This is a genomic window from Xanthocytophaga flava (assembly GCF_030068545.1).
In the GTDB taxonomy this organism is placed as follows: domain Bacteria; phylum Bacteroidota; class Bacteroidia; order Cytophagales; family 172606-1; genus Xanthocytophaga; species Xanthocytophaga flava.
In genome coordinates, this window is sequence record NZ_JASJOR010000015.1 from 153,296 (window position 1) to 178,137 (window position 24,842).

Below are 24,842 nucleotides of genomic sequence, written 5' to 3' on the forward strand. Positions count from 1 at the left end.
AGATGAATATTTCTGACACCTCCAGTATTTGAATAACAAAATACTACTCAGTGACTTATGCTAAACATATTTCTATTCTTTATATTATTCTGCATAGTATTACCATCATGTCATACCAGTACAGAACATACTGAATCTCAAAAAGATACAACCCATAAAAAAGAACCAGCAAGGCAAGACTTAACTGCCAAGACACTAAACTCTATTTCCGATTCTGTAAAACCAGTATTTGGGTATCGATTCCATATACAAGGAGATTTCAATGGAGACGGATATAAAGAAGTACTTAAGGAACATTTTATCAATGGAATCACTCATCAGGAGACTAACAAATTTTATCAGGGATTAAAAGACTATGATCAATTGGTTGCTTTAACCATACAAAAGAATCCTGTGTCTTTTTTTACCTGTTCTGATTCACAAATTGATACTTTAGAGATTGCTTCAGGTGGGCAATTGTTGGGAGTTGCTTTTGCCCGAAATGAAGGAGACCTGAATCAGGATGGTACAGATGAACTATCATATGTAGTAAACTGGGCTGATTGGTCTAACATAAATACCTATGTAATTATGACATACCAAAACGGAAAATGGGAAGAACTGTATACTTTTGGTATCTGGGATTGGCAGTTGCCCGATTTACCAGAAGTAAAGAACAACTATGGACTTTTTGGTCTCGTGGATAAAGAAATCGATGATGTATCCCATGATACAACCTATCAGAACGCAGAACGCGATCTCAAAAGCTTTAAAGGATTTATCATCCAAAGAAGAAAGGGTAAAATAAGAATTATACAACGTAATCAGGAAGCAGAACTTGATACAATATGGGTAGATCTAAATAGAACATCAACTAAAGTCGATAATACATCACAGTAGCACTACTGGGGCACACACCTTGAAACTGTTGTGTCTCCTGAATCTCCTTTGGAACCACATTTCTCTCAACCCGGTTATATCCTAGTCTTTCAAAATAACCTTCGGCTGTATTGGTGATCAGATATAATTCTTTTACCCCTTGTTCACTTGCATACTTCTGGGCATGCTGTACTAACTGGTAGCCTATTTTTTTATTTGTGAATGACGAATCTACCACCAGAGAACGAAGTAGTGCATAGGGTCCATATAATTCCAGACCTACGATTCCGGCTATCTGACCACCTTTATCAGGAATCGCTTTAAAGAAATGAGGCAATCCGGATGGAAGATCACTGATTGGAAGATGAGCATCCGTAAGCAACTGAGTTATATTCTCCAAATCGCCTGATTCAATCCGCTTTATTTCTAGTATGCTATCATCTGAAGTATATTCGACTACATGGCTTCTTCGTTCCAGCAACACAGTATCATACCACTGTCCATACAACTGTCCGATTTTTTCCCGATAGCCTACCATACGGAAACCTGCTTTTTCGTGAAGAACAATGCTGGATTTATTGATAGCAAATATGCCAGCCTGAAGTGTCCAGAATCCATGCTGTTCACTTTCTTTAATCAGTTGTTGTACTAGTGCCTTACCAATTCCTTTTCCTCTATAGATAGGACTAATATAAATACTTACTTCTGCAACACCTGCATATACATCTCGTGTTGACACAGCTGAAAGCATTGCCCATCCAACCACTTTATTATCCCACTCAGCTACTAATCTGCATACAGGTAAAAACTTCTTATCAAGGGTTTCTACATCAGGTGCGTGTATTTCAAAAGTTGCTATATGTGTATCAATGCCTTGTTGGTAGATTTCCCTAACAACAGGCAAATCTTCAGATACGAGAGTTCGGATGGAAAATGTCATGGGAATATGTAGTTAACAGGATGTGAACAAACTACGTCTGACTGCCTGTTTTATAGGCAACCAGACGTAAGACACTTAACAACAACCAGAGCCAGGTTCACAACAAGGCACGGGCTTCTCTCCGTATACAGTAATGCTAAAGATTCCTTTTTGCCCGGTTGTATAGGCCTCCAATTCAGAAGAAGACAAGTATTGCTGCAATATTTCGACAGGAATATTTATCCGTCTTTGTTTTTGAATCTGTACGTTTTTAAATCCGACAATCTCAATCAATTGCATGTAATCTTCTTTTTGAATTGCACCAGACACACACCCAGCATACATTTCGGCATCCTTCTGTAGACCCTCAGGCAGGTTCCCTTCCAGTACAATGTCTGATACAGAGAAATGACCACCTGGTTTGAGTATTCTCAGTGTCTCCGCAAATGCCTTTAACTTATTGGGAACCAGATTTAATACACAGTTGCTCACCACTACATCTGCTACATTTGCCGATAGAGGCATCTTTTCAATATCACCCTGACGAAATTCCACATTATTGAAGCCTAGCTTTTCAGCATTTTCACGCGCTTTTTCTATCATACGTTCTGTAAAGTCAATCCCTAGCACTTTACCTTTTTCTCCTACAAGAGAACGGGCTACAAAAGCATCGTTTCCAGCTCCACTTCCTAAATCAACAACGGTATCTCCTTCTTTAATATGGGCATATTCAGTAGGTAATCCACACCCTAATCCTAAATCAGCATCAGCCACATATCCTTCCAGTTGCTGGTAGTTCTCAGCCATGATAGCGCTATCGATGGTAGAACATCCGCATCCCACTCCACAACAGGAAGTCTCATTGGCTTCTTTTGACTGATCTGCTATCTGGGTATATTTATCCCGAACCAATTGTTTTAACACTTCTGATGTAGAAGTACTGCTGCCATTGTTAATCAAAGTTTCCATACACATAATTAGATTAGATGAACGATACTAAAATTGATATAATGAATGCTTAATCAGTAAAATCACATTCATGACGGGGTCATCTTCCAAAAGATGCAAACTTTGAGAAATATTTTTTACAATTATTCAGATACCTTCACCAGACTAAAGGCAAAGAAGATTTCCCGTCCTATCTGACGTGTTCGTTCCTCGTACTTAGTCTCTTCAAGAGGTGTATCATCAAAAGCCTTGGGATCATCAAATGGCAGGGAGATACGGGTAGCTTCTGGAATATAGGGACAATTTTCATCAGCATGCGTACAGGTCATTACCGCTCCAAAGTGTCTGACAGGATTACCTCCCTGGTCATAGATCTTTGAAAATGCCTTTATAGGCGTTTGATCTGCTGCAAACCGAACCAGATATACAGGATTATCGGTATCATCCTCTGCTTCTACCTGAAAACCAGCTTTTTTTATAGCTTTCACAGCTCTTGGATTAAATGCAGTAGCTTCTGTCCCTCCAGAATATGTGCTTACATTTAGAACGGCATAATAACAAGCTGCTGTCTGTGCCCATATCTGTGAAAGGTGGCTTCTGCGGGAGTTATGTGTGCAGATAAAGGTGAGTGCCACTTCTTTCCGCTGATTTATACAAGACTGAATGTAATATGTCAGATGTAAGAGCAATCCTTTACGTTTAGCAGGAATCTGGTCGAACTCCTGCACTAGCTCATTGACATATAGTTGAAGAGAAGTAAATAATTTAGTCATAGGTACAAAAACTAAAAATCCCGAATCTCTGCTTCTACAGAAATTCGGGATTGTATGTGTGTATATAATTAAATAGTAACAACTACAGGCGTTTCAAGCGCAATCAGAAAACGTTCAGCTTCCAGAGCCGCCATACACCCTGTTCCGGCAGCAGTGATAGCCTGACGGAATTGACGATCCTGTACATCTCCACAGGCAAAAACTCCTGGTATATTTGTCTTGGTAGATCCAGGTTTAGTAACCAGATAATCGGCTTCGTCCATATCTAATTGCCCCTTAAACAAAGAGGTATTAGGTTGATGACCAATAGCCACAAAAAATCCATCTACAGGTATTTCACTATATTCACCTGTCTGATTGTTTTTTACTTTTACACCTGTTACTACATTATCACCTAAAATCTCTTCTGTTTCTGTATTCCAGTGCACTTCAATATTGGCAGTAGCCTTCACGCGTTCCTGCATAATTTTGGATGCCCGCATAGTTTCTTTACGAACCAGCATATGCACCTTCGTACATAACTTTGCCAGATACAAGGCTTCTTCACAGGCAGTATCTCCAGCTCCTACAATTGCCACTTCTTTGCCTCTGTAAAAGAAACCATCACATACAGCACAGGCAGAAACTCCAAAACCATTCAGCTTTTGCTCAGAAGGTAAACCCAGCCATTTGGCAGTTGCTCCAGTAGCAATAATTACTGTATCAGCTGTTATGTCTGTTGTATCATCAATAGTTAAGCGATGAGGTGTTGAACTAAAATCTACTTTTGTGACCACACCATAGCGAATGTCTGTCCCAAAGCGTTCGGCTTGTTTACGAAATAGCTCCATCATCTCCGGACCTTCAATACCATCCGGAAACCCAGGAAAGTTTTCTACATCATTAGTAGTAGTTAGTTGTCCACCTGGTTGTAAACCTACATACATGACAGGTTTGAGATTAGCTCTTGCAGCATAAATAGCAGCCGTATATCCAGCAGGACCAGCCCCGATAATTATAGTTTGAATATGTTCCATTTTCTTAAAAGATAAGGATACTTAGTATATATATTATATTGGTATGAATCAAATACAGGTCTTGGCAGTACATTTTCTTTCTTCCAGAAAACATTGCAATGTCTCACAATCTGGTTTTACTTCAAAGAAATCAATCTGACCTAAATTGTCTATTTTCAGGTAAAAACATTCGTACAATAATTCTTTCATCAGAACTCTTGATCGTTGAATGCGTGACTTAATAGCGGGCAAACCCATTCCCAGTTTTACAGCGATTTCCTTTTGAGGAGTACCTTCCAGATCCATTGCCAGTGGAATACGATACATCTCAGGCAAACATGAAAGAAGTGGTTCCACATATTCGGACATGTCACCATACGTATTTATATCGGAATTACTCACTGGAACAGCAACCGTTTCCAGATCAAGATACTTTCTATTATTTCGATAATAGTCAGTAATGGTATTTTGAGCTATCTGAAAAATCCATGAACGGAGATTCTGGATACCTGCTTTTTCACAGGAAAATTCGTGCCGTTGGCAATACGTATAGATTTTATAGAAGATATCTTGTAAAAGATCTTTGGCATCATCATGACAAGCCACCCGCTTACGCACAAAATTTGTCAGCAGTTGGTTGTAGTCTTTCCAAAACTTAGGAGTATCATAGGGTCCGTACATACCTAATCCTATTTATATTGTAATATTACGATAAAACAGAATCAAAAAAAGCCCCATAACTGGGGAACACTAAAATTCTTAGGAACAACACTTCTGATTAACAGATAAAGCAGTAAACAAATCATCGACTAGATGCTTCACTTGACTCCAGGTCTCCTGATTAATACAATAACAGATACTTGTTCCTTCGATTTCACCCTTGACAAGTCCTACACTTTTCAATTCTTTCAAATGTTGCGATACGGTAGGTTGAGCAAGCGGTAGTTCTTCCACAATGTCCCCACAGATACAAGTATCTTTTTCGATAAGAACCTGTAAGATTGCTATACGTGCAGGATGAGCCAAGGCTTTAAAGATTGCGGCCAGTTGATTCTGTTCTTGCGTAAAAAATTCTGTTTTAGTAAGTCCCATAACAACAAAGTTCAAACAAAGTCAATTGCTTCATTGCAATATTACGATTAATATATTTAGAGAACAAGACAATAAACAAAAAAGATCCTTTATTTATTGACTAGTAGGTAAATCTGCTAACAAAATCAAGAATTGAGATCATCAATACTCCAGATCAACAATTTTCTCACTTTCCTGTTGTATCAGGAACTTGTTATCACTAGATAGGATGGTTAAATGTAAGGAACACTTTTTTATAGAGATATCAACCTGTGATAGATACAGACTTTATGTAGATAGTATAAAGATAGCTCGTTAACCTAAAGGCAACATCTATATTATAACTTATTTCTATGTTTTTTATATAGACAAGCTTTTTATACTATATTTCAATTGATTAAGAAAGAACAACGTAAACTAAAGAATTAATACTATTAAAGCTAATGAGCAGATGAGTATAAACATTGGAAAAAGATTTTTGATTGTAGATGATGATAGTGATGACAGAGAACTATTCAGAGAAGCATTAACAGCTGTAGAAGCAGAAGTTGTACTTTATAGTGCAGCCAATGGACAAACTGCGATAGAGAAGCTAGCATCTCAGGCAATAGATCAGCCTGACATTATCTTTCTTGATCTGAATATGCCAGTAATGAATGGATGGGACTGTCTAAATCAATTAAAATCCCTTCAGGAATATAAAAATATACCTGTCATCATTCATACCACATCATCTCATACTCAGGATAAAAAACTTGCTAAGGAACGAGGTGCAATTTGCCTGTTTACCAAACCGGACGATTTCAAACGTCTAAAGGCAATACTGGAAATAGTTGTTGAAAAGATGAATAAAAAAGCTGTGGATTCTATTTGCGAAGCAGTATACAAATATTTACAGTTGATTTGAGAAAGAGATAACTATATCTATTACAATTACAATCACAGCTTCCTTTTGAAACCAATCTGTTGCTTTAATAAAATCTTACAGAAAATGGTTACAAAAGTATACGTTATCATTACCGTTTTTCTTTTGATTTATGGATACACCTCTCCCTTCTAATACACTAACCAATACACCTGAATTTTTGTCAGGAGGAGGTGAACTGGGGCAACTTATCAGGACATATGATTGGTCAAAGACCTCGCTTGGTCCTGTAGACACATGGCCACAAAGTCTGCGTACCTGTATACGGATTATGCTAACATCTCGCCAACCGATCTGGATTGGCTGGGGTAAAGAACTAATCAAATTTTATAACGACCCTTATAAAGCCATTGTAGGCGGCAAGCATCCCTGGGCATTAGGTTCTCCCGCATCTGTTGTCTGGAAAGATATCTGGCGGGATATTGAGCCTATGCTCAAACAAGTAATGGAAAAAGACGAAGGGACCTATGTAGAATCTCAATTACTTATCATGGTTCGTAATGGGTATCCGGAAGAAACCTATTACACATTTTCCTATACTCCCATTCCCGGAGATGATGGAGGAACAGCGGGAATGATTTGTGCCAATACGGATGATACAGACAGAATCATTAGTGAACGTCAACTTAAAACTCTAACTCAACTGAGTTCAGGACTCACAGATGCCAAATCAAACAGAGAAGTTATTGGTGAGACGATATCTACTCTTAATAAGAACAAACATGACTTCCCTTTTGCTGTCTTCTATATGCTGACAGATAATAAGGCTACCTTTGCTTCGTCTACAGATTTGGGAGATTCTCTACAGATAGTACCCAAAGAAATAGATCTAAGTCTTTCATCCCCGATCGCCGATCTTTTATAGGAGGCTTCCTCAAGTCGTAAGATACAAACTTTGGAAAAGCTGCAGGACACAATAGGAATAATGCCAACCGGAGCATGGGAAATTTCTTCTGATAAGGCAATTATTCTACCTATTGTACAGCCTGGTGCCAAAGATCCTTATGGATTTCTGGTAATAGGTTGTAATCCCTATAGGCTGTTAGATGAAAAATATAGTGGATTTTTCTCCCTTGTGACAGATCAGATTGCGACAAGCTTTAGTAATGTGCATATGTTGGAAGAAGAAAGGAAAAGAGCAGAAGCATTAGCAGAAATAGACCGTGCCAAAACTACATTCTTTTCGAATATCAGTCATGAGTTTCGCACTCCTCTTACCCTGCTGTTAGGTCCTATCGAGGATGCACTCAATGACGAACAAACCAATGCACGGAATAAGTCCCGTATGGAAGTAGCTTACCGGAATGTCTTAAGGATGCAAAAGCTTGTCAATACATTACTGGAATTCTCCAGAATTGAAGCAGGTCGTGTAGAAGGCAAATTTACCAAAGTAGATCTTGTGGCTCTTACTACTGACCTGGCAAGTACGTTTCGTTCAGCTATAGAAAAAGCAGGAATGGAATTAAAGATTACCCATAATTCTATTACGGATGAAGTGTATGTTGATATAGATATGTGGGAAAAGATTATTCTGAACCTGGTATCCAATGCATTCAAATATAGTCACAAGGGAACTATCAGCCTTCATACTGCACAAAGTGGCAATACTATTCATGTGACAGTTACAGATACAGGGATTGGTATACCGGAGGAAGAACTGGAAAAAATCTTTAGCCGCTTTCATCGGATTGAGAATATTGAAGGGCGAAGTCAGGAAGGCACGGGTATTGGCTTGGCGATGGTACAGGAACTGGTTAAAATACATAAAGGCTCCATTTCTGTAAAAAGTACTCTTGGTGCTGGCTCTGCATTTACAATTGTCTTTCCAACCGGAAAAGATCATTTGCCTGAAGATAAAATAACCCAAAGTGTTACCTATGAGCTTGCATCTCTACAAACAGAAGCATTTGTTCAGGAAGCCTTAAAATGGTTGCCTCAATCAGAATCTTCTTCAGAACAGATTACCAATCAATCTACATGGCATACAGAGTCAGAATCTACACATACAACTGAAACCTATAAAAACCGGATTTTGCTTGCTGATGATAATGCGGATATGCGGGATTATGTACAACGCTTGTTATCAGACCATTTTACAGTCATCACCGCTACTAATGGTGAAGATGCATTAGATAAAATGCTTCAGTTTAGGCCAGAACTTCTTATCTCAGATATCATGATGCCTAAAATGGATGGCTTCGAACTACTAAAAAATGTACGAAACCATCCGGATATAACAAATACACCTGTTATCTTCTTATCTGCCCGGGCAGGGGAGGAAGCCAAAGTAGAAGGGTTAAATGCTGGGGCAGATGACTATCTGGTAAAACCATTTTCAGCCAAAGAATTACTTGTCCGGGTTAGTAACCATATTCGTATTAATCAGATACGTCGTGCAACAGAACAACAATTTTATCTGCTATTCAGGCAAACACCAGCTATCATTAATGTACTCAAAGGACCAGAGCATCGGTATGAATTCTTCCATCCCAAAAACAAAGAACTTTTCGGTGATAAAGATTTTACCGGACTCACCATCAAAGAAGCCTTACCAGATCTTGAACAAGAAGTATTTGATTTGCTGGATGAGGTCTATCGTACAGGCAAGACGGTTAATCAACAGGAAACGCCTTTGACAATACTAAATGAACAAGGAGAATCTTCCAAGAAATACCTGAACGTTGTTTATCAGCCTTGGTATGATCTCAAGGGGGAGATACAAGGGATCCTGAACTTTGCGATGGATATCACCGAAACAGTTCAGAACCGCAAAAAGATAGAAGAAAGTGAACAATCGCTGAATGAACTTGCCAATGCTATGCCTCAGTTGGTATGGGTATCCACTCCTGAGGGGGAAATTCAGTATTTTAATAACCGGATTTCAGAATTTGCAGGAGCACATAGACTGGAAAATGGCAATTGGTTATGGCAGGATTTAATTCATCCTGATGATCAACCCGAAACCAATCGTCTGTGGCAGGAAGCTGTTACACATCAAACAACTTTCCAATATGAACATCGCTTTCAGATGCATAATGGTAGTTATCGCTGGCATTTAAGCCGTGGTATCCCTCAGAAAGATGAACAAGGTACTATAACGAAATGGTTTGGTACAACTACTGATATTCATGTTTCACGCGAATATGCAACCATATTGGAAACTGAAGTGAAAAAACGTACGCTGGAGTTACAGGAATTGAATCTATCGCTCAGAAAATCGAATGAGGATCTGCAACAGTTTGCTCATGTTGCCAGTCATGATCTGAAGGAGCCCGTAAGAAAGATAAAAACATTTAGTGGCAGATTACAGGATGAATATAGTGACTCTCTTCCAGAACAGGGAAAAATCTTTCTTGAAAAAATACGGAATGCCACAAACCGAATGACATCGATGGTAGATGGAGTATTGGCCTATTCCAAATTAAATGCAAGTGAACAACACTCAGAACCTATTGATCTGAATGAAGTATGCAGACATATTAAGACAGACCTTGAACTGTTAATTCAACAGAAAAATGCCATTATTACCTGGCAATCCTTACCTGTTATTGAAGGAGCTGCCGTCTTGATTTATCAGTTGTTTTACAATCTTATTAATAATGCTCTTAAATTTTCCAGCCCTGACAGGCAACCTGTTATTTCCATTTCCAGTTTAATCGAGAAAGACAATAGTATCGATTTTGCCAATATCCAGATTTCAGACAACGGAATTGGATTTAACCAGGAGAATGCAGAGGATATATTTAACACCTTTACCAGGTTACACTCCAAAGACATGTATGAAGGTACCGGACTTGGTCTGGCACTTTGTAAAAAAATAGTAGAAAGGCATCATGGCCATATCTATGCTTCATCCGATAACGAAACAGGAGCTACCTTCATAGTATGTCTACCTCTGAAACAAAATGAAGAAAGTATTTAATGAAAACATTATGACCAAAAGCTTTTTTTTACTAGATGACGATGCGGATGATAGGGAGTTGTTTGTAGAAGCATTATCATTAGCAGATCCAACAGCAATATGTTATACTGCTTCCAAAGCAGAAGAAGCACTCAAAAGACTAAAATCAGATAATATATCTGTTCCTGATTTTATTTTTTTAGATATCAACTTACCAGATCTGAGTGGCTGGGAATGTTTGATTCAGTTAAAAAGTATGGCAAAGTATAAACAGGTTCCTGTTATAATGTATTCAACCTCTTCTCACGAAAAAGATGTAAAAATTGCTCAGGATCTTGGAGCGTTTTATTTTTTGACAAAACCGGATGATTTCAGACATCTGCAGAACTTTCTAACCATTATAGTCCAAACGCCACTTTCCACCTTGAAAGAAGCACTTCAAACCGAATCCAGACGCATCAGCCAGGATACAAATTAATCTTGTGCAAGGCTTGAGTATAATTTTCCCTACTCACTGATTATCAAATCTTAACCACTAGCAAGGCATTACTTTTGTTCAGGATTATAGTAAACAATATAACAACTATAATCTTATGCCTGTTATCGGTGCACTATTAAAAAAACTGATTGAGTTTAGCGACACATTTGTCAATGAAGGCAGCCCTGCTGAAGCACAGGAAAAAGTTTTACGTGCATTACTGGAAAAAGCCAAGGATACCGCATTTGGTCAGCATTATCAATTTGAGGGAATATTAGCAAGCCCATCTGTGAAAGAAGCATTTGCAGCAACAGTACCCTTCCACAACTATGATAAAATGCATAGTGAATGGTGGCATCAGGTATTGGCTGGAGAAACTGACATTACCTGGCCAGGAAAGCCTCATTACTTTGCATTAAGTTCGGGTACAACCAGTCATAGTAAGCATATTCCTGTAACAGATGAGATGCTGGCCTCCATCCGAACCTCTGCAATCAGACAAATAATGAGTTTATCAGAATTTAACCTTCCACCTTCTTTTTTTGAGAAACAGATTATGATGCTTGGCTCAAGCACACATCTTAAAGAGAAAGAAGATCACAAAGAAGGCGAGATTAGTGGTATCAGTGCCAGCAATATCCCTTTCTGGTTTAGGAGTTATTACAAGCCTGGTATTGAAATATCCAGTATTGATGACTGGGATACCCGGATCGAACAGATTGCTCAACATGCAAAGGAGTGGGATATTGGTAGTCTATCAGGGATTCCGGCCTGGATAGAACTGATGCTTAAGCGTGTTATTGAATACCATAAAGTAGATACTATTCATGATATATGGCCTAACCTGATGGTATATGCCTCCGGTGGAGTGGCTTTAGGTCCATATAAAAGTAGTCTGGATAAACTATTTGGCCGCCCGATGATTTATACAGATACCTATTTGGCATCAGAAGGGTTCCTGGCTTTTCAGCATCGTCCAGATACAGAAAGTATGCGTCCTGTTTTTGACAATGGCATCTATTTTGAGTTTGTGCCTTTTGAAGAAAATATCATTCAGGAAGATGGAGGTCTAGACCCGTCTGCTAAAGCCATCTCTATTGAAGAAGTTCAGGAAGGAATAGACTATGTGCTACTCATATCGACAGTAGCAGGAGCATGGCGTTACATGATTGGAGATACAGTACGGTTTACGGATAAAAGTCGCTATGAATTTATTATTAGTGGAAGAACGAAATTTTTCCTCAATGCTGTTGGTTGCCAGCTGTCTGTTAATCAGATGGAACAAGGGATTCAGGAGCTGAATCAACATTTTTCCATGGATATTACAGAATTTACTGTAGCAGAAGTACGCAGAGATGGACAATTTATTCACCAATGGTATGTTGGAGCCAATACAGTTATAGACAATGAACAGATAGCAGCTCATTTGGATCATACATTGTGCGAAATCAATAAAAACTATGCAGTAGCTCGTAGTCGTGCATTGAAAGATGTGAAGGTCACTGTTATTCCTACACAGCTATTTCATGACTGGAATGCAGCGACCAAAAAGCTGGGAGGGCAGACAAAAGTGCCTAGAGTAATGAAGGAACAGCAATTCAATGAGTGGGAAGAGTTTGTAAAATCTCACTCAGAAGAAGTAACTAATGCCATGACATCATCCGGTGACAGATAAAGTCGCCGGATTTTGTTCTTATACCATGCTGGCAGTTCGGCATGGTCCAGAACAAAGTTTTTGGTAGCCAGAATATAATCTAGTAGTCCCCTCTTTACGGCATAGGTGTCGGCAACCCGTTCGGCTTTACGAATGTACTTTTTAGAGAATACATATCCAGCACCAAATCGGGCCATTCCCAGTCGACCCCGATACAAGTAGTCCATTACATGTCCAAGTTCATGTCCGATCCAGCCAATCAAAACGTCTTTAGGCAAGTCTTCGATCTTCATATGGGTTTTGCTCAGATGAAAATATCGACTTATACGAATAATATAATGACGACGATGTTTTTTTCTGAATAGTGTTCGTGCTTTAGGCTGTGCCTGCATGATTGACGAACGGATATTCTCCACATAAACAAAGTCAATCTGAGTATCTTTTAACTCCGGGAAATAGGATAGTGCTATTAAAATTTCTTCTCGTAACTCCTCAGGGATTAGCTTTTTGTGAGCCAGAGACTCCCAATCTACAGACTGAGATAAGTGTTTAGTAGGTTCCAGCATACTCCATCAAATAAAAATCTAAACATCAGATCGCTTAAAGATACATAACAAATCCGATACCTGCTGTTTATTTATCAGCGAAGATATGTATCTACCATTTTTTGAACGTCCTAAAGCGTACAGGAAGTGTTCGGTTTTGATACACATAACCTAAGGTATTGTTACTTCGATAGCTCTTAGTATCATTACACCCTATTTTTACCATTCTGGCAAGAGATTTGTGTTTGCGACATTTAACAACTTGCTGTATTTCTTTCAGTAATTCAGACAAGTTTTTTATGAACAGACATCCAAACCTATCTTCTATCTATGTTAAAGAACTACTTTATTCTTTCCTTACGTAATCTTGTTCGTAACAGAATATATAGCCTCATTAATATTGCAGGACTTACGATTGGTCTGGCAGCAGCTATGCTGATCTTATTATATACCAAAGATGAAGTCAGTTATGACCGCTTTCATGCTCACCAGGATCGTTTATATCGGATAGTCAGTGATAATGTAACACCTAATGGCGATGTAGAAGGGAAAAGTACGATTACCGGCTATCTACAGGGTCCAAAGTTTCAATCAACTATTCCTGAAGTACTATCCTTTGTACGATATCATTCTACCCAACTCGATGTCAAACAAGGAACAGAAGTCAAGTCACAGGAAATCTATCTTACGGATAGCAGTTTTTTCAAGGTCTTTTCCTTTCCATTACTCAAAGGGAATCCCAAAACGGCACTGCAACACCCTAAGTCAATAGTATTGACAGAAGAAATGGCGCTTAAGCAATTTGGAACCACTGATGCTCTGGGTAAAGTGATGCTGATTAAAGACAAGGAAACCTTTGAACCCTATACAGTTACCGGCATTGCTCAAAAGAGTCCCCAAAACTCGTCTATTAAGTTTGATATCCTGATGCCTATAGTGGTAACTGAAGAGGAAATACAGAATAAAGAAAACTGGTTTAATATGTTTCTGAATACGTTTGTTCTGGTAGCACCCGGAACAAACACTTCTACTCTTGAAGCCAAAATGAATAGAATATACTTAGGAGATGCAAAAGATGCAATCCAGAGTATGCATGAAAAATACAACTTCAAAAATACTACCTACTACAGACTTCAACCCTTCACTGATATGCACCTCAGTAAGGAACTACCAGTAGTAAATGGGTTGCAGAATGCTAGTAATCCCATGTTTTCCTACATTCTGTCTGGTATTGCCTTATTTATCTTACTCATTGCCTGTATTAACTTTGTGAATCTGACGCTGGCTCGATCACTCAAACGAGCTAAAGAAATTGGAGTACGTAAAGTGGTAGGCAGCGGCAGAAAACAACTGATTATGCAGTTTATGGGGGAATCGTTTGTCTTGTGTTCCATTGCGTTTGGATTAGCGATAGGATTGGTAGAAATTATTCTTCCTACATTTAATCAGCTAGCCGATAAGGAATTAGCCTTATCCTATCTAGTAGATGTAAAACTGATAGCTACCTACATTCTCCTGTTTTTACTTACAGGAGCACTGGCAGGCTTCTACCCTGCTTTGGTGTTGTCCAGTTACAATCCAGTGCAAACCTTATACAATCGGTTTCAGATCTCAGGAAAGAATTATCTGCAAAAGTCGCTTGTAGTACTACAGTTTTCTCTTGCTTCTTTTCTGATCATTGCTACTCTCACAATATTTGACCAATTTTCCTATCTGACTCATAAAGATCTTGGCTACGATGATCACAATCTGATTACTATTCCTAAAAGCAATTTGACTCGTACAGAAGGCAAATTGTTAAAAGAACAGCTCTTACTTAACCCTGCAATTGAAGATGTTGCCTTAAAAAACAGAGGTAGTTGGGGTACTAGTGCCAGAATCAATAAAGATCAAGACATTCAGTTTTCCTATGAGACGGTAGATGCGACCTATTTACCATTATTACACATCCCTGTTAGTAAGGGACGTAACTTCTCAGGAGAGCTACCTACAGATTCTACAAAGTCTGTGTTAGTCAATGAAAGTTTTGTAAAAGAGGCTGGCTGGAAAAATCCTATTGGCCAGGAAGTCAATTTTTGGTATAACGACAATGAGAGATATACAGTAGTAGGCGTTGTGAAAGATCATCACTTTAGCGCTCTAAATGAAAAAATCCGGCCTCAACTATTCACGATGAAGCCCAAGAATCAATATGGTATGGCATTTATTAAAATCCGACCACATACAGAAACTGCCAGTCTTCAGCATATTGAGAAAGTATTTAAAAAGCTATTTCCCATTAACCCTTATATATATACATTCAGGGAACAGGAGAACCTTAAAAACTATGAATCGGAAGCAAAGTGGAAACAAATTATGTTATTTGGAGCTATTCTCACTATATTTATTTCCTGTATAGGATTGTTTGGCTTAGCTACTCTATCTGCAGAAAAACGCACAAAAGAGATTGGCATTCGTAAGGTATTAGGTGCCAGTGTATCCAGTATCGTTCAATTACTTTCCATAGATTTTATAAAACTGGTGGGAATTTCCTTTGTATTCGCCTTTCCAGTAGCTTGGTTCGCTGCAAACAAATGGCTTGAAAACTATCCTTATCGAACAGATATTGGATGGTCAATCTTTTTACTCACAGCAGTTCTGGCAATGACAATTGCACTCCTAACAGTAAGTTACCAGGCTATCAAAAGTGCATTAGCTAATCCGGTAAAATCACTACGTACAGAATAAAAATCCGAGTTGGTCAGAGATATAAGGACATCTTACAGTTTAGGATGTCCTTATACTTTTTATACACATTTGTACTTTCTAAACCATAGAAAAAATCAAAGTAGTTTACCCGACACTACCATTTATCCAGTCCCAGGAGTTTACGGCCTAAAGGAGATAATTCTGCAGTGTTGTATCTGGTTTGTTCCCAACCTCTCGGATCGCCAGGAAAGGCAAATCCTTCAGGAGCTTTTCGTTCTCTCCAGGAAGAAATACGCCATTGACGTAAAGCTTCATTCTCCTCTTCAGCGGGCATCATGGAAATATACTGTGCCATACGTACTTTATTTCCACTTGTATTAGCCCGGATGCCATGTGGCTGCGTACTGTTGAAAATCAGCAAATCACCTGCTTCCATAGGAACCTTTACAATGTCAAAACCTGTTACATCCGGCTTAAAGTGATCTCGGTCGGCAGGTTGGGTTAACTTCCAGGTATCGTAGGTACGATATAGTTCCGGTATACACTGAAATCCACCCATGTTGGGATCTGTTTGGTCAGCTAATGCCAGTACGCCCTGTACATTCTGAGGTTTGGTTTCCGGATCATAATCCCAGTGAATAAATCCCTTGTACTCATGCCCAGGCCGGATAGGAAAATTCAGATTGGCTCTATCAATGGTTACCCATAACTTTTCCGTTCCCCAGATGTCTGAGAAAGCCTCATGTACTTTTGGATATTGGCGGTTATCCCAGAGGTATTGGTGATTATATACTTCTACCATCCCTGTATTGGTTAGCTCTTTCATTTTCATTTCTGACCGGGCTGGCGCATACCAGGTGTCAGGATTAGCAGGATCTTTTTCTTCAAATTCCCATAAGAAGTTTGCCAGTCTTTCTACCTGCTCTTTGGGTACGGCATTCTTAATTACTATGTATCCATTGTGAATCCAGAATTGCCAGTCCTGTTCACTTAGTATCCGCAAAGTCTGACTATTACTTCTGTCATTAAGTTTTATCTTACTGGTAATTGCAGTAGATGGATTGCCTGGTATATCCTTATGCGCATTATCAGGAACCATAGTAGGAACCATTGTCTGTGTTTGCATATAACCTAGTGTTTAGGAGTGATAGAATAGTTCAAAGGTAGCCTTGCTCCTATTCCTTTTCATCCACTCCTATGACTATCTTTTGCTCTCTATTGACTATGTTACAGAATCATGGCTACATAATAGTATATTCACAGTAAAATACAGAGATATGAAGATACAGAAGGAAGTAGTTATACCTGATCCGGGTAAATCTTTCAAGCTATTTCAGCCAAGCCTGCGCAATTACTTTTACTGGCATTATCACCCCGAATACGAACTGGTATTTGTAGAAGCATCTACGGGTATACGCCATGTAGGACAGCATATTTCCAGTTACATGGAAAGTGATTTGGTACTGATTGGGCCTAATATCCCACACTTAAACTTCGATTATGGCATAGAAACTGAGTATAAGCAGATTGTAGTACAGCTAAAAGAAAACTTTCTGGGAGATGCCTTACAACATACTCCCGAGTTTGCCCCTATCCAGCATTTGTTTGCCAGAGCGTATAAGGGTTTGTCTTTTACAGGAGAGACAAAGAAAACTGTCACTAAAAAACTCAGAGAGATGCAAAATCTGGAATACTTCGATCAGTTGTTACATCTACTGGAAATCTTTCAGATTCTGGCTTTATCTCAGGAAGTAACAGAACTCAACGACCAGGACACCAGTATCAAACTTTTCTTAAATGATAAGATTCGGATGGGAGCTATTTATAAATACATTCACAGTCACTACCATGAAACTACTGATGTTAATATAGTAGCATCCAGTGTAAATCTCAGTACAGCTGCCTTCTGCCGATATTTCAAAAAACAAACACGAATGACATTTACAGACTTTGTCAATCACTATCGGATTACACAATCCAAAACACTGTTGCTACAAGACAAATCCATATCAGAAGTCTGCTTTGAGGTGGGATTCGAAAGTCTATCTTATTTTAATAAACTCTTCAATAAAATTGTTGGAGAGAATCCTTCCGCTTTTAAAAAGAGATATAAGTAAGCAGGTTGAGATAACCATTGGCTACTCATTTAATAAAACACTATTATTCACTCCCTTCAACATAGGACAATTAATACGATTCATCATATGAAATAATGAGTCTTTGTTTACCCATGTCCGAAATTCATATCGGGTAAATAATAAAGTAATTAATGAATCTAAATCAATTATACCCTCTGGTGAAATAGCAATCTGGTAAAAAGAGGCAGTCTCTCTATTTTTCAATACTCTTTTAAGAAAATCGTATAGTTTCCGATAAGACTGATTTCTAATACTTTCATATACATCTTTATCAAGCTTACGTTTCCGCCCCCTTAAGTCAATGATCTGATCTTCATAATGCAGAATACTATCAAGAAAATTGATATTAATCCATATACACTTTCGCTTAGATTTAATTAAATTATGAGAAGCAAGTCCGTTATAGCCTTTATAGATAAGATAACACATCAATATCATGGGTGAACGTGAAATTCCTCTCTGACAGTGAAGATATATCCTCTCTTTAGGTACACTTTCTGATATAAATCTAATACACGATGATATAGTCTCTATAGAAACAGGCTTTCCATCAACAATAGAAACATTCTGATAAAAAAACTGTTGTTGCACTTCATTTTGAAATTCGATATCTCTTTGCTCCCATGTTCTTAGATCCAAAATCTTTTTAACATTTTCCTTTTTTAACTGATCTATCATTTTTAGGTCAGGTTCTTCTCCTAAAGCAATATGATCTGTTATCCAATGATATTTGGACTGTTCCATCTATAGAAAATATTTATATCTTATTTAGCTACAATTGTAATTTCCTTGCAGTCCATGAATAAAACCTATTTCTTCTCAAATAGTTTAATAGTATAATCCAACAGCTCTGTCCCACCTGATTTACCATGTCCGGGAATAGTAATTTGGGTATCAGGATACTTTGTTTTCACCTTTATCACAGTTTGCGACCAGTCATTGACATTGGCATCGGCCAGATTGCCTTTACCCGCTCCAACCTCCTTAATCAGACAGCCACCAAACATGATCTTTTCATAAGGGAAATAACCAATTACATTATCCCTGGTATGTCCTTCGCCCAAAAACTCAGTCATTACCTTTCGACTGCCTACTTTTAGTTCAAGTTGCGAATCAAATCCATTTTGTGGGAGAGTTACATTTTGTTTTCGGGCAAACTGTATAGTCAGATTATTCGCATAGGAAGGAATACCTTTTTTATGAAAGGCTTCCAGTCCTCCTAAACAATCATCATGAAAGTGGGTCGGGATAATAGCTTTGACCTTACAGTTCAGGCTATCTTCTATCCATTGTATCAGTTCTTCAGACGATTTAGTATCAGCTGGTGTATCAAATACAATAGCTTCCTTTTTGTCAAACACAATCATTCCATTGCAGGCTACTTTGCCAAAACTCTCTGTATTCAGAAATGAGGTATGCTGGTATACATGTTTAGCCACCTTTTGCACAATCAAAGTTTCAGTAGTATGACTTAGTGAATTCTTTGCAACCCTGGTAGAATGGCAGGCCAGAAGACAAACCGTCAGAAGTACGACTGGGATATATTTTATCATGTGTATGCAGTAAGAAAGAAGAAGTGATGGCACTCTAAAGATATAGCTTTTTAGAATTATCCGTTAGTTGAAATGATGCGGTTATACATTGCTGATGATAGTTTTTTGCTGAAAGTTAACATAAATAAAAAGCCTGAGACAGAAAATACATCATTTCAGATTTTCACTGTGAACAACTACTATCGAAAAATCACTTTCAATACATACCCATACATCTATTTCTTTTAATGCAGGCGAATACACAGCTTGTAGAGATTTATCTCCAAGAAGTTACACTGTTACCATCCTTTGCATAATATCGTTTAAAAACGTAACAAATATAGTACAAACAAATTTTGGCAGGAATTTTTACTAGTTATATCAAACATAAAGTCGCCAAATAAGTTTATAAAAAGAGAAAGTACTATAGATAATGTAAACTTCTATTCTTATGAAAAGTGCTCCTAATACGATACATGCCGAACTTGCCAAGGCCAGAGAGGAAATTGAGCAATTACATATTCGCATGAATGAATTCAGCAAATTACCTCTCAAAATTCGTCTGGCCAGATTTAGAGAAAGTATATATATTAATGGAAAACTATTTTTTCTAAATCATTTAATTCATGACCTGGAAGAAGAACTTTACAAACAACCACCTACCACACAAGAACAGTCTCCCGACAATATGTCTGCTGGATAGAATAAAGATTACCAGCATCCTGATTAGCTTAATTTTAGTTACCTAACTAGAAAATATATATTTTTCTTACTGTCTTCTGATCTCAGCGGTACATTTCCCGATCATTTCTACAACTATCAGAATCATCTATTTACTTACCTGATTATTTTAAATGCTATAGCAGCATTCTGTGTAGTCAAGTATATACTTAGCCAGACAGGTAACATCATCTCCGTACTGCGGGCGTGTCGTATATTTCCCAGATCCATTATATCATTCCAACCAAACTGATGTAATAACTCACTCACTTGTGATTTGGCTTCCGGATCATTACCTGCAACAAGCATTGTCGCATCTCCACCACATGTATGTGCATTAACCATTACACTACAGGTTACAATATTCAATGTTTTAACAACTTTAGTATCAGGTAAGATCTCTTGAATGGCTTCTCCTAACGAATGTATATTACACAATTCAGGAATAAGTATAGGTGGCATGCCTTTACTGAAATCAAGCGGATTACTCACATCGATTAAGATTTTGCCTGACAAATGTTTTTTATCACAACTTTTCAGAATGTCCAGGGAGGCTTCACCCTTCGTACAGTTAAAAAGCATTTCTCCAAATGCAACTGTATCATTGAATGTTCCTTGTAAGGCGTTGGGACCATACTTAGCTACCCATTCCCCTGATTTTTCGTTATCTGACGTCCGTGAACCTAACATAACCATATACCCTAACTCCAATAACTTTGCACCAATAGTTTGTCCTACTATCCCAGTGCCTAATATTCCTATCTTTTTCATCGTATTTGCTTTTTAATCAGTGATAAAATTATAGAACAAACATACGATTACTACTTTTGCAAGTAAATAACTGTCAAAATTGACAGGTTGAAAAAAATACAAATTATGATACTAAAAGGAGTGACTACAGCCTTCCGGCTAGATGAAAAATTATATCATTGTGCCATGGATATTACGATGGATTACATTGGCGGTAAATGGCGAACAGTTATTCTATGGTATTTGAAAGGAAAGACAATGCGCTTTGCCGAAATAAAGAAGCATATTCCGGACATCACAGAGAAAATGTTGAGTATCCAGCTTAAACAGCTAGAAAAAGATGGCCTGATCAAACGGGAAATGTTTGGCACCAAACCACCTGTTAGAGTGGAATACTCATTAACTGACTTTGGCAAAACATTAATACCTGTACTCAATGCAATCGCCAAATGGGGTAGAGATCTGGGCGAAAGCGAAGGAACGCTAGTTGAGCTAGAGTAACATTTGTACAAACTCGCTACAGCATTTTCTTATTCAAAAGGTAGAAATATGGTAAATGTAGCTCCATTACCCAGTTGGCTGGTAGCGATTATAGCTCCACTATGATTAGTCACTACCTTTTCACAAATAGCAAGTCCGATACCTGTACCTGCATACTCTACCCGGCTATGCAATCGTTGAAATATCTGAAAGATACGTTCAGCGTATTCTTCTTCAAAACCAATTCCATTATCAGATACTTTAATCTGATGATAGTAACGGGTGTGTTTTGCAACCTTAACAGAAGATGGCAGATCCTTGGAGTCTATCTGTTGATAACGAATCTCAATTATAGGAGCAACATCTTTCTTGTGAAACTTAAGTGCATTACTAAGCAAATTCTGAAATAATTGCTCCAATTGTGAAGTATCTCCAAAAACAGTAGGTAAAGGATCTACCTGAATGGTAGCCTTTGTTTCTTCTATGCGTAATTCCAGTGCAGTCAATACAGTATTCAAAACCTGGGTTAAAGAGACAGAGTCCGACTTATCTTTTTGGGATGAGACTCTGGAAAAGGATAATAAATCCCTGATAAGCACAGACATTCGTCCAGCAGCAGACTGCATACGTTCCAACAGTTGTACACCCTCTCCCAACTGAGGAGCATACTGTTTTTTAAGCAAATCGCCAAATGACTGAACTTTGCGCAGAGGCTCCTGAAGATCATGACTGGCTATGTAGGCAAACTTTTCCAGATTATCGTTAGACCGTAACAAAAGTGCATTCACTTCAAAAAGATCTTCATTAGCTGTAGCTAGTTCCTCATTGGTTGCAGCCAGCTCTTCATTGATAACAGCCAGTTCCTCTGTACGTTCCTGAACCTGTTGCTCAAGCTTTAGTTGTATCTGACGTTCTGCAGTTATGTCCCGCACAGTACCTATCATTTTAACTGATATACCTTGCTCATCAAAGAAAGTCAGTGCTTTGGCATGTAAAATATATATTTTTCCATGTACAGGATTCTGTATTGTATACTCTTCATCAAATACACCTCCTGAATCTACATTCAGTGCCCAGTCTACGGCATCTTTGATTCGGTCTATATCATCTGGCGAAATAGAAGCATAAATCTCATTCAGGTCTGCATCTCTTTGTGTCAAACCGAACCATTCCTGAAAACGCTGTGAATAAAAAACATGGTTTGTGACCGGATCAAAACTCCAGGTACCCAGTTGAGCCAGATCCACAGCATTGCGCATGAAGGCTTCTGCTTCCTCTATTTTTTGACGGGCTTGTACCTGACCTGTAACTTCTGTAGCCGTAACAATAATACCATAGATGGCATTATCTGTATTACGTAAAGCTTTATAGATATAGTTGTAATAGCCAGTATAAGGCTGCCCATACCGTATCAATTCTATTCTCTCTTCTGGTTGATAAAATGTCTCTCCAGTATAAAAGACATCTTTGAGATAACCTGGTATAGCTGTGGTACGTAATTCAGGAATAGCATCCATCAGAGGCAGACCTAATATAGAATTGTCTCTGCCTATCATTTCCATCATATTCTCATTGACTGTCTGGACAATCATTTCCTCTCCTATCAATACCAGTTTAGCAACAGGGGAATTATAAATAATGCTTCGTGCAAACAAATCACTTTCTTCGAGTTGCTTTCTGGTTCTGACCTCTTCTGTCACATCAATGGCAACATCCAGTATGGCATATACATTACCACTCGTATCAAATAAGGGTTGATAGGTAAAATTAAAATAGTATGTACCCAGTTTTCCATCTACAACCAGATCTGCTTTGGATTCTCTGGCATGATAGGGTATACCTGTTGTGAAAACATCATCCAGAATTTGTAAAAAAGGTTGTCCTTCCAGTTCAGGCAAGGCATACCTTAAAGGTTTACCCATCACACTATCTCCTTTGCCCCAAAGCTTTATCATAGCCACATTTGACATTTCAATTACGAGATCCCGACCTGTAAACAATGACATAGCTACAGGCGAGTTTTCTACCAGGCTCCGTACTTTGGCTTCACTCTCTTCAAGCTTTTGTCTGGCCAGTACCTGTTCTGTCACATCAATAGCCATGATCATTACTCCACTAACAGAGCTATCTGTATTGCGAAGAGGTGTATAAGTAAAATCAAAATAGGCATCTTCCTGTTTCCCTTTGCGCTCTAGCTTTGCCAGTACACTACTTCCTATGACCGGTTTCCCGTCATCATACACCTGCTGCAGGAGTTCTATAAATCCCTGCCCTTCTATTTCAGGCAAGGCCTCCATTAACTTCAGCCCTTTAATAGAATCATCTTTTCTCCAAAATTCAAATAGCTTATCATTACCTACTTCAATAACCATCTCCCGACCACTTAACAACCCAATTGCCATAGGAGACTGCTGTATTATATTACGAAACCGTTCTTCACTGGCCTCCAATTGCAGTTGAGCTTCCACCTCTAACGTAATATCCTGAGCAATTCCTGAAAAGAAGTACGGTTTACCTTCTGCATCATATTGATATGTTCCAATTACCCGCACCCAGTGTACAGAACCATCATCCCAGATAAAGCGAATCTGATATCGAAGCTTTCCTGTTTGCATAGACTCTTCATACGCAATATCCCGTAGCTTACGATCATCCGGATGAATATGTTCAATTAACTCTTCACGACTGAAACTTTTTCCTGAACCTGTCATAATTCTGGCTAATTCAGAGGAATATTCCAGTTCTCCACTATTCATCCGAATTGTAAACCAACCTGCATTGCCACCTTCCAATGCGAGTTCTGCCAGCTGTTCAGAAGTAGCGGCCTGCTCTCTGAACAACATTTGTGCTGTAATATCCTGAACTACACCAAAGAAACGACGAGATGTGCTCTGTTCGTCAAAATAAGCTTTTCCTTTGGTATGAATCCATCTCAATTGTCCATCAGACCTCAGAATACGAAAATGTATATCTGTTATTGTTTGTCCAAGATCGAAAACTTGTGCCATACTCTCCCGCACTTTTATTTGATCTTCAGAGTATACATATTGGAAAACAGTCTTATACGTTACCTCTTCCTCTTCAGAGAATCCATACAAGTCTCTGCAACGTTTGTCCAGGTATACTTTCTGTTGAAGACCATCCAACTCCCACATACCTACTCCTGAAAAATCCAACGCCAGCTGTAATCTATCGTTTCCAATTGGAAAAAGCTCATCAAAAGAATGTGTATCCATGTGTTATGATCTCTAAAAACTATTTCAGATCTAATTTTCTCTCAATATATAACTTTCCCAGCTAAAACTATTTTCGTGAAGTATTGCTATAAATAATACGATGCATTTCACATAGATAATACGATTGCAGTAAAAGTAGGCAAACAGAATGGGTTACCAAGCAATCGATTTATCATGAAAACTTACTTATCTTCAAGGTATTAGTCTATGACCAACTTATGTAAAAAGTGT

General features: G+C 38.4%; 22 protein-coding genes. 10 read left to right on the forward strand and 12 right to left on the reverse strand.

Features of this window, described 5'->3' with window-relative positions:
* Positions 1-57: 57 nt before the first annotated feature.
* Entirely contained in the window at positions 58-879 is an 822-nt protein-coding gene (locus QNI15_RS21605) for a hypothetical protein (protein WP_314033448.1), read from the forward strand.
* On the opposite strand, the gene arsN2 is transcribed toward QNI15_RS21605, so the two are convergent.
* From arsN2 to QNI15_RS21635, 6 genes are all read right to left on the reverse strand, one after another.
* Positions 854-1,798: an arsenic resistance N-acetyltransferase ArsN2 gene (gene arsN2 / locus QNI15_RS21610; RefSeq protein ID WP_314033449.1), complete on the reverse strand. Its 945-nt coding sequence runs from the start codon at positions 1,796-1,798 to the stop codon at positions 854-856. The genes QNI15_RS21605 and arsN2 overlap by 26 nt on opposite strands.
* 75 nt (positions 1,799-1,873) lie before the next feature.
* The gene (locus QNI15_RS21615) at positions 1,874-2,746 is read right to left on the reverse strand and encodes an arsenite methyltransferase (RefSeq protein WP_314033450.1); all 873 of its coding nucleotides are present in this window, start codon (positions 2,744-2,746) and stop codon (positions 1,874-1,876) included.
* A gap of 122 nt (positions 2,747-2,868) precedes the next feature.
* Positions 2,869-3,498, reverse strand: coding sequence for a protein-tyrosine-phosphatase (locus QNI15_RS21620; protein WP_314033451.1), 630 nt, complete (start codon positions 3,496-3,498; stop codon positions 2,869-2,871).
* A 68-nt stretch (positions 3,499-3,566) separates the two neighbouring features.
* Positions 3,567-4,514 carry a thioredoxin-disulfide reductase gene (gene trxB, locus QNI15_RS21625; RefSeq protein WP_314001003.1) on the reverse strand — a complete coding sequence of 316 codons (948 nt, stop codon included), beginning with the start codon at positions 4,512-4,514 and terminating at the stop codon, positions 3,567-3,569.
* A gap of 48 nt (positions 4,515-4,562) precedes the next feature.
* Positions 4,563-5,174, reverse strand: a complete 612-nt coding sequence (locus QNI15_RS21630; RefSeq protein ID WP_313982456.1) for a sigma-70 family RNA polymerase sigma factor — start codon at positions 5,172-5,174, stop codon at positions 4,563-4,565.
* 78 nt (positions 5,175-5,252) lie between these two features.
* Positions 5,253-5,585: an ArsR/SmtB family transcription factor gene (locus QNI15_RS21635; RefSeq protein ID WP_313982454.1), complete on the reverse strand. Its 333-nt coding sequence runs from the start codon at positions 5,583-5,585 to the stop codon at positions 5,253-5,255.
* 430 nt (positions 5,586-6,015) lie between these two features.
* Between QNI15_RS21635 and QNI15_RS21640 the strand changes: the two genes are divergently transcribed.
* The 5 genes from QNI15_RS21640 (at position 6,016) to QNI15_RS21660 (ending at position 12,543) form a co-directional block, all read left to right on the forward strand.
* The gene (locus QNI15_RS21640; protein ID WP_314033452.1) at positions 6,016-6,471 is read left to right on the forward strand and encodes a response regulator; all 456 of its coding nucleotides are present in this window, start codon (positions 6,016-6,018) and stop codon (positions 6,469-6,471) included.
* A gap of 130 nt (positions 6,472-6,601) precedes the next feature.
* Positions 6,602-7,354: a hypothetical protein gene (locus QNI15_RS21645; RefSeq protein ID WP_314033453.1), complete on the forward strand. Its 753-nt coding sequence runs from the start codon at positions 6,602-6,604 to the stop codon at positions 7,352-7,354.
* A gap of 30 nt (positions 7,355-7,384) precedes the next feature.
* Positions 7,385-10,411: an ATP-binding protein gene (locus tag QNI15_RS21650; RefSeq protein ID WP_314033454.1), complete on the forward strand. Its 3,027-nt coding sequence runs from the start codon at positions 7,385-7,387 to the stop codon at positions 10,409-10,411.
* Positions 10,395-10,868 (forward strand): response regulator, encoded by a 474-nt coding sequence (locus tag QNI15_RS21655; protein WP_314001008.1) that lies wholly within the window; start codon positions 10,395-10,397, stop codon positions 10,866-10,868. The genes QNI15_RS21650 and QNI15_RS21655 overlap by 17 nt, the downstream gene beginning before the upstream one ends.
* A 115-nt stretch (positions 10,869-10,983) precedes the next feature.
* Complete coding sequence (locus tag QNI15_RS21660) at positions 10,984-12,543, forward strand: GH3 family domain-containing protein (protein WP_314001010.1); 1,560 nt, start codon at positions 10,984-10,986, stop codon at positions 12,541-12,543.
* Here the strand turns inward: QNI15_RS21660 and QNI15_RS21665 are convergent.
* Complete coding sequence (locus QNI15_RS21665) at positions 12,495-13,088, reverse strand: hypothetical protein (protein WP_314001013.1); 594 nt, start codon at positions 13,086-13,088, stop codon at positions 12,495-12,497. The two genes, QNI15_RS21660 and QNI15_RS21665, sit on opposite strands and share 49 nt — an antisense overlap.
* 309 nt (positions 13,089-13,397) lie before the next feature.
* Between QNI15_RS21665 and QNI15_RS21670 the strand changes: the two genes are divergently transcribed.
* Entirely contained in the window at positions 13,398-15,794 is a 2,397-nt protein-coding gene (locus QNI15_RS21670) for an ABC transporter permease (RefSeq protein WP_314033455.1), read from the forward strand.
* Positions 15,795-15,909: 115 nt separating this feature from the next.
* On the opposite strand, the gene QNI15_RS21675 is transcribed toward QNI15_RS21670, so the two are convergent.
* Entirely contained in the window at positions 15,910-16,881 is a 972-nt protein-coding gene (locus tag QNI15_RS21675; protein ID WP_314033456.1) for a phytanoyl-CoA dioxygenase family protein, read from the reverse strand.
* Between the two features lie 151 nt (positions 16,882-17,032).
* Here QNI15_RS21675 and QNI15_RS21680 point away from each other — a divergent pair, with 151 nt between their 5' ends.
* A complete protein-coding gene (locus QNI15_RS21680; RefSeq protein WP_314033457.1) occupies positions 17,033-17,872 on the forward strand; it encodes an AraC family transcriptional regulator in 840 nt (279 codons plus the stop codon).
* Between the two features lie 21 nt (positions 17,873-17,893).
* Here QNI15_RS21680 and QNI15_RS21685 read toward each other — a convergent pair whose 3' ends face one another.
* Together QNI15_RS21685 and bla are read right to left on the reverse strand one after the other, a co-directional pair.
* Positions 17,894-18,637 (reverse strand): dual specificity protein phosphatase family protein, encoded by a 744-nt coding sequence (locus tag QNI15_RS21685; protein ID WP_314001021.1) that lies wholly within the window; start codon positions 18,635-18,637, stop codon positions 17,894-17,896.
* A 65-nt stretch (positions 18,638-18,702) separates the two neighbouring features.
* Positions 18,703-19,446, reverse strand: coding sequence for a subclass B1 metallo-beta-lactamase (bla, locus tag QNI15_RS21690; protein ID WP_314033458.1), 744 nt, complete (start codon positions 19,444-19,446; stop codon positions 18,703-18,705).
* A gap of 430 nt (positions 19,447-19,876) precedes the next feature.
* On the opposite strand from bla, the gene QNI15_RS21695 reads away from it, so the two are divergent.
* Positions 19,877-20,128, forward strand: a complete 252-nt coding sequence (locus tag QNI15_RS21695; protein WP_314033459.1) for a hypothetical protein — start codon at positions 19,877-19,879, stop codon at positions 20,126-20,128.
* A gap of 134 nt (positions 20,129-20,262) precedes the next feature.
* Here QNI15_RS21695 and QNI15_RS21700 read toward each other — a convergent pair whose 3' ends face one another.
* Positions 20,263-20,916: an NADPH-dependent F420 reductase gene (locus tag QNI15_RS21700; RefSeq protein WP_314001027.1), complete on the reverse strand. Its 654-nt coding sequence runs from the start codon at positions 20,914-20,916 to the stop codon at positions 20,263-20,265.
* Between the two features lie 105 nt (positions 20,917-21,021).
* Between QNI15_RS21700 and QNI15_RS21705 the strand changes: the two genes are divergently transcribed.
* Positions 21,022-21,396 carry a winged helix-turn-helix transcriptional regulator gene (locus tag QNI15_RS21705; protein WP_314033460.1) on the forward strand — a complete coding sequence of 125 codons (375 nt, stop codon included), beginning with the start codon at positions 21,022-21,024 and terminating at the stop codon, positions 21,394-21,396.
* A 29-nt stretch (positions 21,397-21,425) separates the two neighbouring features.
* On the opposite strand, the gene QNI15_RS21710 is transcribed toward QNI15_RS21705, so the two are convergent.
* Positions 21,426-24,611 carry a PAS domain S-box protein gene (locus QNI15_RS21710; RefSeq protein WP_314033462.1) on the reverse strand — a complete coding sequence of 1,062 codons (3,186 nt, stop codon included), beginning with the start codon at positions 24,609-24,611 and terminating at the stop codon, positions 21,426-21,428.
* Positions 24,612-24,842 lie beyond the last annotated feature (231 nt).

Coding starts and splice junctions, on each gene's coding strand:
- QNI15_RS21680 (WP_314033457.1), top strand. CDS start 17,033: ATGAAGATACAGAAGGAAGTAGTTATACCTGATCCGGGTAAATCTTTC.
- QNI15_RS21685 (WP_314001021.1), bottom strand. CDS start 18,637: ATGGAACAGTCCAAATATCATTGGATAACAGATCATATTGCTTTAGGA.
- QNI15_RS21670 (WP_314033455.1), top strand. CDS start 13,398: ATGTTAAAGAACTACTTTATTCTTTCCTTACGTAATCTTGTTCGTAAC.
- QNI15_RS21620 (WP_314033451.1), bottom strand. CDS start 3,498: ATGACTAAATTATTTACTTCTCTTCAACTATATGTCAATGAGCTAGTG.
- QNI15_RS21700 (WP_314001027.1), bottom strand. CDS start 20,916: ATGAAAAAGATAGGAATATTAGGCACTGGGATAGTAGGACAAACTATT.
- QNI15_RS21660 (WP_314001010.1), top strand. CDS start 10,984: ATGCCTGTTATCGGTGCACTATTAAAAAAACTGATTGAGTTTAGCGAC.
- QNI15_RS21705 (WP_314033460.1), top strand. CDS start 21,022: ATGATACTAAAAGGAGTGACTACAGCCTTCCGGCTAGATGAAAAATTA.
- trxB (WP_314001003.1), bottom strand. CDS start 4,514: ATGGAACATATTCAAACTATAATTATCGGGGCTGGTCCTGCTGGATAT.
- bla (WP_314033458.1), bottom strand. CDS start 19,446: ATGATAAAATATATCCCAGTCGTACTTCTGACGGTTTGTCTTCTGGCC.
- QNI15_RS21665 (WP_314001013.1), bottom strand. CDS start 13,088: ATGCTGGAACCTACTAAACACTTATCTCAGTCTGTAGATTGGGAGTCT.
- QNI15_RS21655 (WP_314001008.1), top strand. CDS start 10,395: ATGAAGAAAGTATTTAATGAAAACATTATGACCAAAAGCTTTTTTTTA.
- QNI15_RS21710 (WP_314033462.1), bottom strand. CDS start 24,611: ATGGATACACATTCTTTTGATGAGCTTTTTCCAATTGGAAACGATAGA.
- arsN2 (WP_314033449.1), bottom strand. CDS start 1,798: ATGACATTTTCCATCCGAACTCTCGTATCTGAAGATTTGCCTGTTGTT.
- QNI15_RS21605 (WP_314033448.1), top strand. CDS start 58: ATGCTAAACATATTTCTATTCTTTATATTATTCTGCATAGTATTACCA.
- QNI15_RS21635 (WP_313982454.1), bottom strand. CDS start 5,585: ATGGGACTTACTAAAACAGAATTTTTTACGCAAGAACAGAATCAACTG.
- QNI15_RS21695 (WP_314033459.1), top strand. CDS start 19,877: ATGAAAAGTGCTCCTAATACGATACATGCCGAACTTGCCAAGGCCAGA.
- QNI15_RS21645 (WP_314033453.1), top strand. CDS start 6,602: ATGGATACACCTCTCCCTTCTAATACACTAACCAATACACCTGAATTT.
- QNI15_RS21630 (WP_313982456.1), bottom strand. CDS start 5,174: ATGTACGGACCCTATGATACTCCTAAGTTTTGGAAAGACTACAACCAA.
- QNI15_RS21675 (WP_314033456.1), bottom strand. CDS start 16,881: ATGCAAACACAGACAATGGTTCCTACTATGGTTCCTGATAATGCGCAT.
- QNI15_RS21615 (WP_314033450.1), bottom strand. CDS start 2,746: ATGGAAACTTTGATTAACAATGGCAGCAGTACTTCTACATCAGAAGTG.
- QNI15_RS21640 (WP_314033452.1), top strand. CDS start 6,016: ATGAGTATAAACATTGGAAAAAGATTTTTGATTGTAGATGATGATAGT.